Genomic DNA, 13,632 nt, shown 5'->3' with positions numbered 1-13,632 from the left:
GGCTGCGGCCAAGTACTCGGTGAAGGGACCCACCGGGTCCCCCGACCGAGGAGGGACGCATGCGCATCCGTGAGCATCCACGCCACGAAGCGCGACCCGAGGGCCGTCCAGCGGAGCTGACCACTCCGGACGGCTTCGGCGCGTTCTACCGTCTGCACGTCAACGCCATACTCGACTTCGTCACCCGCCGGGTCAGCGATCCGCACCTGGCGGCCGACCTCACCGCGGACATCTTCGTCGCCGCGCTGGAGGCCGCCGGCAGCTACCGGCCCGAGCGCGGCACCGCGATCGGCTGGCTGTACGGCATCGCCCGGTACGTCATCGCGGGCTACCGGCGCGGCGACGACCGGGAACGCCGGGCGATCGGCCGGCTGTCCGGCCGCCGGCTGCTCGACGAGGAGGACATCCTCGCCCTGGAGGAACGGATCGACGCCCAGCGCGCCGTTCGCGACCTCGCACAGCGGCACGCGGGCCTCAGCGCCCCGCTGCGGGAGGTGCTCGACCTGGTCGTCATGGACGGCCTGACCACCGCCGAGACCGCGCAGGTGCTCGGCATCTCGACGGCCACCGTCAGGGTGCGCATGCACCGTGCCCGGCGGCTGCTCGGCGCCGAACGCCGCCCCGCCCGCAAGGACCTGCCGAGGCCGGGCCCGCTGCTGCCCCGCCCCGCCGCCCCCGCCGATCCGATGATCGAGGTGACCTCGTGACCAGCACCGACCGCACCCCGTCCACCAGCAACTTCGAGCGCAGGCTCGGCGAGGAACTGGCCGCCCTCGCCGCCGAACGCGAGCCCGCCCGCCGCCCCGGGGTGCTGCGCCGCCGCCCGGTGCTGGCCGCCCTCGCGGTCGGCGCGGCCGCCGTGGCCACCGCGCTGGTCCTGCCCGTGGCGCTCGGCGGCGAGCACGGCGGCACCGCCGCGTACGCGGTGACCCGGGAGCCGGACGGCACCATCGCGCTGCAACTGCGCGATCCGGCGGGCCTGCCGGGCATGGTCGCCACCCTGCAGCGGTACGGGGTGCGTGCGGCGTGGCTGGAGGAGGCCAGCAGTGCGGACGACTGCCCGCTGCTGTACCCGGTGGGGGCCAGGGCGCAGTACGACCGGGTGCTGCCCGGTGACGGCCCCGGCACGGTCAGGATCGACCCCCGGCTGGTGCCGGCCGGTTCGACGGTGCTGCTGACCGCCGGTCACATCCCGGTCGGCGGACAGCAGAGCGTGTCGACCTTCGGCGCCCGGGTGGTGGACACCGTGCCGTCCTGCGTGCCCCCGGGCGTCCGGGTGGAACCCGCCCCGTCGACCCCCACCCCCTGACGGCCGTCAGCCGCTGCCGGGCTGGGTGACGAAGTCGATCAACTCCTCGACCCGGCCGAGCAGTTCCGGCTCCAGGTCCTTCCAGCCGTCGACCGAGGCGAGGATCCGCTTCCAGGCGGCGGGGGTGTCCACCGGCCAGCCGAGACGGCGGCAGACGCCCTCCTTCCACACCTCGCCGCGAGGCACCTCGGGCCAGGCCGCGAAGCCGAGGGCGGCCGGTTTGACGGCCTGCCAGATGTCGACGTACGGGTGGCCGACGACCAGCACCTGGTCGCCGGTCACCTGCGCGGCGATCCGGTGCTCCTTGGTGCCGGGCAGCAGGTGGTCGACCAGCACGCCCAGCCGGCGGCCCGGGCCGGGGACGAACTCGGCGACGATCGCGGGCAGGTCGTCCACACCCTCCAGGTACTCGACCACCACGCCCTCGATCCGCAGGTCGTCGCCCCAGACCCGCTCGACCAGTTCGGCGTCGTGCCGGCCCTCGACGTAGATCCGCGACTCGCGGGCCACCCGGGCGCGGGCCCCGGGCACCGCGACCGACCCGGACGCCGTCCGCCCCGGCCCGCGCCGCGGGGCCGGTCCGGTCGGCCGGACCAGCGTCACCACCCGTCCTTCCAGCAGGAATCCGCGCGGCACCAGCGGAAACACCCGGTGCTTGCCGAACCGGTCCTCCAGCGTGACGGTGAACCCCTCGGCGGTCCGTTCGCACCGCACCACCGCCCCGCAGAACCCGGTCGCGGCCTCCTCCACCACCAGATCCCGCTCCGCCGCCACCTCCGGCGCGGGCTGCTGCCGCTTCCACGGCGGGGTCAGATCCGGCCCGTACTCCCTGCTGCGCATGCCCCGCAGTCTACGAAACCACCCCCGACGGCCCGTCAGCCGCCGGACCCTCAGTCGTCCAGGCCGGGGGCGCCCCAGACCGGGAACCAGCGGGAGAGGTCGGGTTCGATGCGGAGGTCGTTGCGCAGGAGGTTGGAGATTTCGATTTCCAGGGGGTTGTTGCGCTTCTCCTGGCCGGGGAGCTTGCACAGGGGGTAGAAGGTGCCGCGTTTGTAGAGGTAGACCAGGCCCAGGGAGCGGCCCTCGGGGTCGCGGAAGGCGACGATGGAACAGAGCAGCTGTGGGCCGAAGCCGTGGGCCTCCAGTTCGCTGTTGACCGCGTGCAGGTCGTTGACCAGGTCGGGGAGCTCGTCGGGAGTGTGGCGGGCGAGCAGCCAGGAGTAGCCGTAGTCGTCGCGGGAGGCTTCGACGGGGGTGCCGCCGCGCTCGGTGTCGGCGTCGAGCAGGGCCCGGACCTGGGACTGGACCTCGGCGAACGCGCCGCCCTCGACGGCGGCGAAGCACACCGAGCCGAGGCCGGTGGGGAGGAAGCCGGTGGCCGCCTGCAGGGTGAGCGCGGCCGACGGGATGCCGAACAGCTGGTCGAGGTCCGGCTTCACCGGCTTGCTGCGGCCGAACAGGGCGTCCAGGAATCCCACGGGGCGAGCTCCTTGATCAGGGGTGGAGGGCGGTCACTGCCCGAGCTGGGAGGAGATCTTCGACAGCTGGGCGAGGCGCTGCTCCAGCGAGGGGTGGGTGGAGAACAGCTGCGCGGCGGTCTCCTTGGCGCTCAGCGCGGGCGCGAAGTAGAAGGCGTTGTACGGCTGGGCCTTGCGCAGGTCCTCGGTCGGGATGGCGGCGATCTGCCCGGTCACCTTGGTCAGCGCGGAGGCCAGCGCGCTCGGCCGCCCGGTCAGTTGGGCGGCGGCCCGGTCGGCGGCGAGCTCGCGGTAGCGGGAGAGCAGCCGGGTCAGCAGGAAGCTGATCGCGTACACCACCATCGAGACAAGCGGGATGATGATCACCGCGATGGCGGCGTTGGAGTCGTTGCTGTTCCGGTTGCCGCCGCCCATCATTCCGCCGTACAGCGCGATCCGGGTCATCGCGCCGGCCAGCACGCCGAGGAAGCCGGCCACTGTCATCACCGCCACGTCGCGGTGGGCGACGTGCGAGAGCTCGTGGGCGAGGACGCCCTCCAGTTCCTCCGGTTCCAGTCGGCGCAGCAGGCCGGTGGTCACGCAGATCACCGCGTTCTCCGGGTTGCGGCCGGTGGCGAAGGCGTTGGGCATGTCGTTGTGGGCGACCGCGACCCGCGGTTTGGGCATGTCGGCGAGCGCGCACAGCCGGTCCACCGCGCCGTGCAGCTGGGGGAATTCCTCGGGGCTGACCTGGTGGGCGCCCATCGCCCGTTCGGTGATCTTGTCGGAGAACCAGAACTGTGCGACGAACAGGCCGCCGGAGATCAGCACCACCAGGGGCCAGGCGCCGCGCAGCAGCACGATCAGCACCCCGGTGAAGCCGACGTAGAGCAGGCCGATCAGGAACATGGTGGTGACCATCCGGCCGGTCAGGCCGCGGTCGGGGGTGAACCGGGAGTGCTGCCGTGAGGCCGACATCGCTGCTTCTCCTTCGCCGTCTTCGCCTTCGATGCTGCCACCGGCGGGGCCCGCAGGCACCATCCGGAACGATGGGAATCCGATGGGAATGCGGCCGTGTCGGCCCGCCGGTGCCCGGCGGCGCGGTTTTCGGTCGAGGATCACGTCGGCGGACCGTTCCTGCCATCAGGCCCGGGCCGTACACTGGCAGGTACGGTTCTGGCACTCTGCCCAGTTGAGTGCCAGAGTGGATCGACCACCGGTTCAACGGACGACGACGGAGGTGCGTGCTCATGCCGGACGACGGCAAGCCCGACGGCCGCCGGATCGACACGCGCCCGTCCGTGCGCCCGCTGGACGAGCGCCGGCTGGCAGTGCTCCGCGCGATCGTCCAGGACTACGTGGGCACCGAGGAGCCGGTCGGCTCCAAGGCCCTGGTGGAGCGCCACAACCTGGGCGTGTCGCCCGCGACGGTGCGCAACGACATGGCCGCGCTGGAGGAGGACGGGTTCATCCACCAGCCGCACACCAGCGCGGGCCGGATCCCCACCGACAAGGGCTACCGGCTGTTCGTCGACCGCCTCGCCGAGGTGAAGCCGATGACGGCTCCGGAGCGCCGGGCGATCCGGCACTTCCTGGAGGGCGCGGTCGACCTGGACGACGTGGTGGCCCGCACGGTGCGGCTGCTGGCGCAGCTGACCCGGCAGGTCGCGGTGGTCCAGTACCCGTCGCTGACGCGTTCCACGGTGCGGCACATCGAACTCGTCCCGCTCACCGCGACCAAGCTGATGCTGGTGCTGATCACCAACACCGGCCGGGTCGAGCAGCGGATGGTGGACTGCCCCGGCCCGGTCGGCGAGAGCGTGCTGGGAGACCTGCGGGCCAGGCTGAACGGCATGGCGGGCGGCTGCCGGCTGCCCGAGGTGCCGACCCTGCTGGAGGACCTGCCGGCCGGTTTCGAACCGGCCGACCGGCCCTCGGTCAGCACCGTGCTGACCGTGCTGTTCGAAACACTCGCCGAACAGAACGAGGAACGGATCATGCTGGCGGGCACCGCCAACCTGACCCGGTTCGGCCACGACTTCCCGCTGTCCATCCGTCCGGTGCTGGAGGCACTGGAGGAGCAGGTGGTGCTGCTGCGCCTGCTGGGTGAGACCGGAGACTCCGCGATGACGGTCCGGATCGGGCACGAGAACGCCTACGAGGGCCTGAATTCCACGTCGGTGGTCTCCGTCGGTTACGGTTCGGGCGACCAGAGCGTGGCGAAGCTGGGTGTGATCGGTCCGACCCGGATGGATTACCCGGGCACAATGGGGGCGGTGCGAGCGGTGGCGCGATACGTCGGCCAGATCCTGGACGAGTCATAACAAGGCTGCGTGAGACCGTCACGCAGCACTCGCAAGCACTTCTAGAGGCGGAACAAACCGGAGCATTTGGTGGCCACGGACTACTACGCGGTACTCGGCGTCCGACGCGACGCGGGGCAGGACGAGATCAAGAAGGCGTTCCGGCGCCTCGCCCGTGAACTGCACCCGGACGTCAACCCGGACCCGAAGACGCAGGAGCGGTTCAAGGAGATCAACGCCGCCTACGAGGTGCTCTCCGATCCGCAGAAGCGTCAGGTCTACGACCTCGGCGGCGACCCGCTGTCGCCGAACGGCGGCGGCGCGGGCGGCTTCGGCGCCGGGGCGGCCGGATTCGGCTTCTCCGACATCATGGACGCCTTCTTCGGCGCCGCGACCGGCCAGCGCGGCCCGCGTTCGCGCACCCGCCGCGGGCAGGACGCGATGATCCGGCTGGAGATCACCCTGGAGGAGGCCGCGTTCGGCACCACCAAGGAACTCCAGGTCGACACCGCCGTCACCTGCACCACCTGCAACGGCGAGGGTGCCGCGCCCGGCACCTCCGCGCAGACCTGCGACATGTGTCGCGGCAAGGGCGAGGTCTCCCAGGTCACCCGGTCCTTCCTGGGCCAGGTCATGACCTCCCGCCCCTGCCCGCAGTGCCAGGGCTTCGGCACCGTCGTCCCGACCCCGTGCCCCGAGTGCGCGGGCGACGGCCGGGTCCGGGCCCGCCGCACCCTCACGGTGAAGATCCCCGCCGGTGTCGACAACGGCACCCGGATCCAGCTGGCCGGCGAGGGCGAGGTCGGCCCCGGTGGCGGCCCGGCCGGCGACCTGTACGTGGAGATCGCCGAGACCAGCCACTCCGTCTTCCAGCGCCGCGGCGACGACCTGCACTGCACGGTCACCATCCCGATGACGGCCGCCGCGCTCGGCACCCAGGTGCCGCTGCAGACCCTGGACGGCCTGGAAGAGGTCGACATCCGGCCCGGCACTCAGTCCGGCCAGTCGATCCCGCTGCACGGCCGCGGCATCACCCACCTGCGCGGCGGCGGCCGGGGCGACCTGATAGTGCATGTCGAGGTGCAGACGCCCACCAAGCTCGACCCGGAGCAGGAGGAGCTGCTGCGGCGGCTCGCCATGATCCGCGGCGAGGAGCGGCCGTCGGGCCAGTTCGCGCCCGGCCAGCAGGGCCTGTTCTCCCGGCTGAAGGACGCCTTCAACGGTCGGTGAGACCTGTTCCTTCCGGGCCGGGAGTGGTGCACGCCACCGCTTCCGGCCCGGGTTTTTTGTTGCCTGAGACGTGAGAGGGTTCCTGTTCCGATGACCGCACCGGTGTTCGTCGTCGACGACCTGGCGGGTGCCACCCCTGGCGCCACCGTCCGCCTGGACGGCCCCGAGGGACGGCACGCCGTCGCCGTCAAGCGCCTGGAGCCCGGTGAGGCCGTCACGCTCGCCGACGGGCACGGCCGCGGTGCGGATGGCACCGTCGCGGCGGTGCACGGCAAGGATGCGCTGGACGTGCTGGTGGCCGCCGTCCGCGAGGAGGCGGCGCCGGCGCCCCGGATCACCGTGGTCCAGGCACTGCCCAAGGGCGACCGGGGCGAACTCGCCGTCGAGACCATGACCGAGGTCGGCATCGACGCGGTGGTGCCGTGGGCGGCCTCCCGGTGCATCACCCAGTGGAAGGGCGAACGCGGCGCGAAGGCTCTCGCCAAGTGGCGGGCGACCGCCCGCGAGGCGGGCAAGCAGGCCCGGCGGCTGCGCTTTCCCGAGGTGCACGAGCTGATGACCACCCGGCAGTTGCTCCCGCTGTTGTCCAAGGCCTCCTTCGCCGCCGTCCTGCACGAGGAGGGCTCGCTGCCGCTGGCCACGGCGGAGCTTCCTGCCTCCGGTGAGATCGTGCTGATCGTGGGGCCGGAGGGCGGGGTCTCGCCGGAGGAGATCGCGGCGTTCGCCGAGGCCGGAGCGAAGCCGTACCGGTTGGGGCCGTCGGTGCTGCGGACCTCCACGGCGGGGGTTGCGGCGGGGGCGTTGCTGCTGGGGCGCACGGGGCGCTGGGCGTAGGGAACTGCGCGACAAGCGCCGACGCGACGGCCGGGTCGCGAGCACGTGCAAGCCATGGTCCTGCGTCGCGATCTTGCGGTCAGGCTTCTTCCGTTTCGCGCAGTTCCCCGCGCCCCTGTTTTCGCACCCCCTATGGTGGCCGGGTGACCGATTCGACGCGCGGATACCTGCGCCACCCCCACCTGCACGGCGACCTTGTCGCTTTCGTTGCTGAGGACGATGTCTGGCTGGCCCCCGTCGAGGGCGGCCGGGCCTGGCGGTTGACGGCGGATCAGGTGCCGGTGGGCGCCGTGCGGTTCTCGCCGGACGGGCGGACGGTGGCGTGGACCTCGCAGCGGGACGGGGCGCCGGAGGTGCATGTCGCGCCGGCGGCCGGTGGGCAGGCGCGGCGGTTGACGTACTGGGGGAGCCCGTTCACGGCGCTGGTGGGGTGGAGTGCCGACGGCCGGCCGATCGCGATCACCACGGCGGGGCAGGAGACGATCCGTCGGACGTGGGCGTTCGCGGTGCCGTTGGACGGCGGGGAGCCGGAGCGCTTGCCGTACGGGCCGATCGGGGCGCTGGCGTTCGAGCCGGTCCTGCCCGGGGCGGCCGGTGGGCGGGTGCTGCTGGGGACGCACAACCGGGAGGCCGCGCACTGGAAGCGCTACCGGGGCGGTCGGGCCGGCAAGTTGTGGATCGGGGCGGCCGAGTTCGAGCGCCTGCACGCCGAGTTGGACGGCCAGCTGGAGTGCCCGCTGTGGGTGGGTGACCGGGTGGCGTTCCTGTCCGACCACGAGGGTGTCGGCCGGCTGTACTCCAGCCTCCCGGACGGCAGCGACCTGCGGGCGCACGGCCCGGCGGACACCGGGTTCTACGCCCGGCAGGCGTCCACCGACGGCACCCGGGTGATCTGGCAGAGCGCCGGCGACCTGTGGCTGCTGGACGACCTGGTGGGCGCGGAGGCGCGCCGGCTGGAGATCGACCTGGCGGGCCCGCGCAGCAGCCGCCGTCCGCATCCGACCCGGGCCGAGGGGCAGGTGGAGACCGTCGCCGTCGACCGCACCGGCCGGGCTGCGGTCGTGGTGGTGCGCGGCACCGTGCACTGGGTGACCCACCGGGAGGGTCCGTCCCGGGTGCTGGACGAGACGCCGGGGGTGCGCAACCGCCTGGTGCGGGTCGTCCCCGGCGAGGACGGCGCGCAGGGCGCGGTGTGGGTGACGGACGCCGAGGGCGAGGACGCGATCGAGTACGCGCCCGCGGTGCTCGGCGCGGAGCGTCGCCGGCTGGCGGTCGGGCAGCTCGGCCGGGTGCTGTCGCTGACCGTCTCGCCGGACGGCCGGCAGCTCGCTGTGGCCTCGCACGACGGCCGGCTGCTGCTGGTGGCGCTCAGCGACGGCGCGGTGCACGAGCTGGCGCGCAGCGGCGAGGGCGAGGTCAGCGGGCCGGTGTTCAGCCCGGACTCGGGTTGGCTGGCCTGGTCGCAGCCGGTGCTCGGGCCGTGGTCGCTGCGGCAGATCATGCTGGCCGACCTCACCTCACGGACCGTCAGCGAGGCGACACCGCAGCGGTTCCACGACTACTCGCCGGCCTTCACCTCGGACGGCAGGCACCTGGCGTTCCTGTCGGTGCGCACCTTCGACCCGGTGTACGACGAGCACGTCTTCGACCTGTCGTTCCCCGGCGGCACCCGCCCGTACCTGCTGACGCTGGCCGCCGACATCCCGTCGCCGTTCGGGCCGCAGCGGGCCGGGCGGCCGGTGGGCGGGGAGGACGAGGACGGCAAGGACGGCGACAAGAGCGAGTCCGCGGTGCCCAGCACCAAGGTCGATCTGGAGGGCCTGGCCGACCGGATCGTGGCGTTCCCGGTGGCCGCCGGGCGGTTCGGGGCGCTGCGCGCGGCGAAGGACGGCGTGCTGTGGGGCCGGATCCCGTTCAGCGGTGAACTCGGCGACAGCGCCGCCTCGTTGGACGACGCCCCGGCCGGCACCGCGCTGGAGCGCTACGACCTGAAGAAGCGCAAGGTGGAGGAACTGCTCACCGGCGTGGACACGTTCGCGGTCTCCGGGGACGGCGCCCGGGTGGCGGTGCTGGAGGACGGCAGCGTGCGGATCGTCCCCGCCGACCAGAAGGCCGACGACAGCGAGGACACCGACGTCGATCTCGACCGGATCCGGATCAGCGTGGACCCGGCCGCCGAGTGGCGGCAGATGTTCGACGAGAACGGCCGGCTGATGCGCGACAACTTCTGGCGCGCCGACCTCGGCGGCTTCGACTGGGCGGGCGCGCTGGCGCGCTACCGGCCGCTGGTGGACCGGGCGGGCTGCCACTCCGACCTGGTGGACCTGCTGTGGGAGACGGTCGCCGAGCTCGGCACCTCGCACGCCTACGTGATCCCGCCCGGCCGGGGGACCGAGGCGGCTCGCCGGCAGGGCCTGCTCGGCGCGGACCTGGTCCGTGACGGCGAGGTGTGGCGGGTGGCCCGGGTGGTGCCCGGAGAGTCCTCCGACCCGCGGGCCCGCTCGCCGCTGGCCGCGCCCGGCGTGGCGATCCGCCCCGGTGACGCGATCCTCGCCGTCAACGGCCGCCTGGTCGATCCGGTGACCGGCCCCGGCCCGCTGCTGGCCGGCACCGCCGATCAGCCCGTCGAGCTGACCGTCAGCGGCAAGGACGGCGGCGAGCGTCACCCCGTGGTGGTGCCGCTGGACGACGAGGAGGCGCTGCGGTACCACGACTGGGTGGCCGGGCGGCGGGCCGCCGTCCACGAGCTGTCCGGCGGGCGGCTCGGCTACCTGCACGTGCCCGACATGCAGAGCGCCGGCTGGGCGCAGCTCCACCGCGACCTGCGGATCGAGATGGCCCGCGAGGGCGTGGTGGTCGACCTGCGGGAGAACCGCGGCGGCCACACCTCGCAGCTGATCGTGGAGAAGCTGGCCCGCCGGATCGTCGGCTGGAACCGCGGCCGCGACCTGGACCGCCCCGAGCCCTACCCGGCGGACGCCCCGCGCGGCCCGGTGGTGGCGGTGGCCAACGAGTTCTCCGGTTCGGACGGCGACATCGTCAACGCCGCGATCCAGGCGCTCGGCATCGGCCCGGTGGTGGGCACCCGCACCTGGGGTGGCGTGATCGGCATCGACAACAAGTACGACCTGGTGGACGGCACGGTGGTCACCCAGCCCAAGTACTCCAGCTGGCTGGAGGGTTACGGCTGGGGCCTGGAGAACGGCGGTGTCACCCCCGACATCGAGGTCGCCGTCGCCCCGCACGACTGGGCGGCCGGCCGCGACCCGCAGTTGGAGACCGCGGTGCGGGTGGCCCTGGAGGCGCTGGCCGCGAACCCGGCCAAGGCCGCGCCGCCGATCGACTGACAGCCCGAGGGGGCGTTGGCCCGCGCCCCCTCCCCTGTATGGTCGTCGTCACCAGTGACGGACGTTCAGAAGGAGCGCGGGAGATGGCCGGGGAGCCGCAGGCGGACTGTGTGTTCTGCAAGATCGCGTCGGGGGACATCCCGGCGACGGTGGTGCGCAGGAGCGACCGGACGCTTGCGTTCCGGGACATAAACCCGCAGGCGCCCACCCACCTGCTGGTGATTCCGCACGTGCACTACGCCAACGCGGCCGAACTGGCCGCCGCGGAGCCGGAGATCGCGGCGGAACTGCTGGTCGAGGCGGGCGAGGCCGCGAAGGGCGAGGGCCTGGAGTCGTACCGGCTGATCTTCAACACCGGTGCGGACTCCGGCCAGACGGTGTTCCACGCGCACGTGCACGTGCTGGGCGGGCGCAAGCTCGCCGAGGGGCTGGTCTGAGCGTTGTCGCAGCGTGAACTCGTCGTCCTCGGCACGGCCAGCCAGGTGCCGACCCGGCACCGGAACCACAACGGATACCTGCTGCGCTGGGACGGCGAGGGGCTGCTGTTCGACCCCGGGGAGGGCACCCAGCGGCAGATGCTGCAGGCGGGCGTGACCGCCACCGGGATCACCCGGATCGCGGTGTCGCACTTCCACGGCGACCACTGCCTGGGCCTGCCGGGAGTCCTGCAGCGGATCAACCTGGACCGGGTGCCGCACCCGGTGGACGCCTACTACCCGGCGTCCGGCCAGGTGTTCTTCGACCGGCTGCGGCACGCCAGCATCTATCACGCCACCGCCGAGCTGCGGGAGCGCCCGATCGCCGGGCCGGGCCCGCTGGAGGCTCCGGGCGCGCCGTTCGAGCTGGCGGCGGTGCGGCTGTCGCACCCGGTGGAGTCGTTCGGCTACCGGCTGACCGAACCGGACGGCGTCCGGCTGCGCCCCGAGCGGCTGCGCGAACTCGGCCTGCGCGGACCGATGGTGGGGCAGCTGCAGCGCGACGGCCGGGTCGAGCTGGACGGGCGGACGGTGCTGCTGGCGGAGGTCGCGGAGAAGCGGCCCGGGCAGCGGTTCGCCTTCGTGATGGACACCCGGCTGTGCGACGGGGTGGCTGAACTCGCCGAGGGCGCCGACCTGTTGGCGATCGAGGCGACCTTCCTGGAGGCGGACGCCGCACTCGCCGAGGAGCACGGCCACCTGACCGCCGCGCAGGCCGCCCGGGTGGCCGCCGAGGCGGGGGTGCGCCGACTGGTGCTGACCCACTTCTCGCAGCGCTACCCGGACCTGGAGGCGCACCGCGCGGAGGCCGAGAAGCACTTCGACGGCGAGGTCGTGATCGCCGAGGACCTGGCCAGGGTCCCCGTCCCGCCGCGCCGTTGAGCGCCCCCCGGGGCGCGCGGTGACGAAAAACCGCTCGCACATCGGGGCGACAGACCCCACCATCGAAGCCGCCGTGCCGCTCCGGCGAACATCTGCGCGGCGTACCCTGGTGGCCTGGAGAGCCCTGGCCACACGACACGACGGATTGGGATGAGGCAGGCCGTAGCGCCGACCCATGACTGACACACCGCAGACCCGAACCGACGGACAGCGGCCCGCCCACGCGGCGGCCGCCAGCACCCGGATAGTCATTCCGGAGAAGCACCCGATGGTCACCTTGCTGGGTGCGGCCGACTCGCTCCTGCGAGTGATCGAGGGCGGCTTCCCGGACGCCGACATCCACGTCCGAGGAAACGAGGTGACGGCCACCGGCTCTCCGGCCGAGGTCGCGCTCGTCAAGCAGCTCTTCACCGAGATGATGCTGGTGCTGCGCACCGGCCAGCCACTGACGGAGGACGCCGTGGAGCGCTCCATCACCATGCTCAGGAGCGCCGCGGAGGACCCGGCCCACCCGGCCCCGTCCGAGGTGTTCACGGCGAACATCCTGTCCAACCGGGGCCGCACCATCCGCCCCAAGACGCTCAACCAGCAGCGCTACGTCGAGGCGATCGACAAGCACACCATCGTCTTCGGCCTCGGCCCGGCCGGTACCGGCAAGACCTACCTGGCGATGGCCAAGGCCGTGCAGGCGCTGCAGGCCAAGGAGGTCAACCGGATCATCCTGACCCGGCCGGCCGTCGAGGCGGGGGAGCGGCTGGGCTTCCTGCCGGGCACCCTCTACGAGAAGATCGACCCCTACCTGCGCCCGCTGTACGACGCGCTGCACGACATGATGGACCCGGACTCGATCCCGCGGCTGATGGCCGCCGGCACGATCGAGGTGGCTCCGCTGGCGTACATGCGAGGCCGCACCCTGAACGACGCGTTCATCATCCTCGACGAGGCGCAGAACACCTCGCCCGAGCAGATGAAGATGTTCCTGACCCGCCTCGGTTTCAACTCCCGGGTGGTGGTCACCGGCGACACCAGCCAGATCGACCTGCCGGGCGGCACCCGCAGCGGTCTGAAGGTGGTCCAGGAGATCCTGGCCGACGTGCCCGACATCCACTTCTCGGTGCTGACCAGCACCGACGTGGTGCGGCACAAGCTGGTCGGCCGCATCGTGGACGCGTACGAACGCTGGGACGCCCGGCAGGAGGCCGAGGAGTCCGGCGACCGCAAACCCGTCCAACGGCGGGGCGCCCGGGCGCCCCGGCAGTCCCATCGCACCGAAAGCTGAGTACTGAGCCCTCCATGTCGATCGACATCGCCAACGAGTCCGGGTGGGACGTCGACGAGGATTCCATCCTCGACGTCGCCCGCTACGCCCTCGACAAGATGCGGATTCACCCGCAGTCCGAGCTCTCCGTGATCCTCTACGACAGCGAGTCGATGGCGGAGCTGCACGTCCAGTGGATGGACCTGCCCGGTCCGACCGACGTGATGTCCTTCCCGATGGACGAGCTGCGGCCCGGCAAGGAGGGCGAGGACCTGCCGGAGGGCCTGCTCGGCGACATCGTGCTCTGCCCCGAGGTGGCGAAGCAGCAGGGCCTGGCCGCGCCGACCAAGCACTCGATGGACGAGGAGCTGCAGCTGCTCACCGTCCACGGGGTGCTGCACGTGCTGGGCTACGACCACGAGGAGCCCGACGAGGAGCGCGAGATGTTCGCGCTGCAGAAGCGGATCCTGGACGACTGGCGGGCCGGTCGCGGGCTGACCGGGCTGTCGCCCGCGCCGACCGTCCACTGAGGGCCG

13 protein-coding genes are annotated in these 13,632 nt (G+C 72.6%); 10 read left to right on the top strand and 3 right to left on the bottom strand.

Annotated elements, in window-relative coordinates; translation table 11 throughout:
- Positions 1 to 59: 59 nt before the first annotated feature.
- Complete coding sequence (locus ACFV18_RS15445; RefSeq protein WP_380483303.1) at positions 60 to 707, top strand: RNA polymerase sigma factor; 648 nt, start codon at positions 60 to 62, stop codon at positions 705 to 707.
- Positions 704 to 1,309 carry a hypothetical protein gene (locus ACFV18_RS15440; protein ID WP_380483301.1) on the top strand — a complete coding sequence of 202 codons (606 nt, stop codon included), beginning with the start codon at positions 704 to 706 and terminating at the stop codon, positions 1,307 to 1,309. Before ACFV18_RS15445 ends, ACFV18_RS15440 begins: the two co-directional genes overlap by 4 nt.
- A 6-nt stretch (positions 1,310 to 1,315) precedes the next feature.
- On the opposite strand, the gene ACFV18_RS15435 is transcribed toward ACFV18_RS15440, so the two are convergent.
- Genes ACFV18_RS15435 through htpX form a run of 3 tightly spaced genes read right to left on the bottom strand, consistent with a single transcriptional unit; the run spans position 1,316 to position 3,744 of the window.
- The gene (locus ACFV18_RS15435) at positions 1,316 to 2,149 is read right to left on the bottom strand and encodes a DUF3097 domain-containing protein (protein WP_380483299.1); all 834 of its coding nucleotides are present in this window, start codon (positions 2,147 to 2,149) and stop codon (positions 1,316 to 1,318) included.
- A 50-nt stretch (positions 2,150 to 2,199) separates the two neighbouring features.
- Complete coding sequence (locus ACFV18_RS15430) at positions 2,200 to 2,787, bottom strand: hypothetical protein (protein ID WP_380483297.1); 588 nt, start codon at positions 2,785 to 2,787, stop codon at positions 2,200 to 2,202.
- A 33-nt stretch (positions 2,788 to 2,820) separates the two neighbouring features.
- Positions 2,821 to 3,744 carry a zinc metalloprotease HtpX gene (gene htpX / locus ACFV18_RS15425; protein ID WP_380483295.1) on the bottom strand — a complete coding sequence of 308 codons (924 nt, stop codon included), beginning with the start codon at positions 3,742 to 3,744 and terminating at the stop codon, positions 2,821 to 2,823.
- Positions 3,745 to 4,016: 272 nt separating this feature from the next.
- Between htpX and hrcA the strand changes: the two genes are divergently transcribed.
- From hrcA to ybeY, 8 genes are all read left to right on the top strand, one after another.
- Positions 4,017 to 5,090 (top strand): heat-inducible transcriptional repressor HrcA, encoded by a 1,074-nt coding sequence (gene hrcA / locus ACFV18_RS15420; protein ID WP_380483293.1) that lies wholly within the window; start codon positions 4,017 to 4,019, stop codon positions 5,088 to 5,090.
- A gap of 69 nt (positions 5,091 to 5,159) precedes the next feature.
- Positions 5,160 to 6,299, top strand: a complete 1,140-nt coding sequence (dnaJ, locus tag ACFV18_RS15415; RefSeq protein ID WP_380483291.1) for a molecular chaperone DnaJ — start codon at positions 5,160 to 5,162, stop codon at positions 6,297 to 6,299.
- A gap of 90 nt (positions 6,300 to 6,389) precedes the next feature.
- Complete coding sequence (locus ACFV18_RS15410; RefSeq protein WP_380483289.1) at positions 6,390 to 7,133, top strand: 16S rRNA (uracil(1498)-N(3))-methyltransferase; 744 nt, start codon at positions 6,390 to 6,392, stop codon at positions 7,131 to 7,133.
- A 143-nt stretch (positions 7,134 to 7,276) separates the two neighbouring features.
- Entirely contained in the window at positions 7,277 to 10,480 is a 3,204-nt protein-coding gene (locus ACFV18_RS15405) for a PDZ domain-containing protein (protein WP_380483287.1), read from the top strand.
- A gap of 83 nt (positions 10,481 to 10,563) precedes the next feature.
- Positions 10,564 to 10,917 carry an HIT domain-containing protein gene (locus tag ACFV18_RS15400; protein ID WP_380483285.1) on the top strand — a complete coding sequence of 118 codons (354 nt, stop codon included), beginning with the start codon at positions 10,564 to 10,566 and terminating at the stop codon, positions 10,915 to 10,917.
- Between the two features lie 3 nt (positions 10,918 to 10,920).
- Positions 10,921 to 11,838: a ribonuclease Z gene (locus ACFV18_RS15395; RefSeq protein ID WP_380483283.1), complete on the top strand. Its 918-nt coding sequence runs from the start codon at positions 10,921 to 10,923 to the stop codon at positions 11,836 to 11,838.
- A gap of 175 nt (positions 11,839 to 12,013) precedes the next feature.
- Complete coding sequence (locus ACFV18_RS15390; protein WP_380483281.1) at positions 12,014 to 13,117, top strand: PhoH family protein; 1,104 nt, start codon at positions 12,014 to 12,016, stop codon at positions 13,115 to 13,117.
- Between the two features lie 14 nt (positions 13,118 to 13,131).
- Entirely contained in the window at positions 13,132 to 13,626 is a 495-nt protein-coding gene (gene ybeY / locus ACFV18_RS15385; protein WP_380483279.1) for an rRNA maturation RNase YbeY, read from the top strand.
- The last annotated feature ends 6 nt before the right edge of the window (positions 13,627 to 13,632 follow it).

This window comes from Kitasatospora sp. NPDC059673 (assembly GCF_042734215.1).
Classification (GTDB): Bacteria; Actinomycetota; Actinomycetes; order Streptomycetales; family Streptomycetaceae; genus Kitasatospora.
The sequence above is the reverse complement of the archived record's forward strand: the minus strand, read 5'-3'. Positions and strand labels throughout refer to the sequence as shown.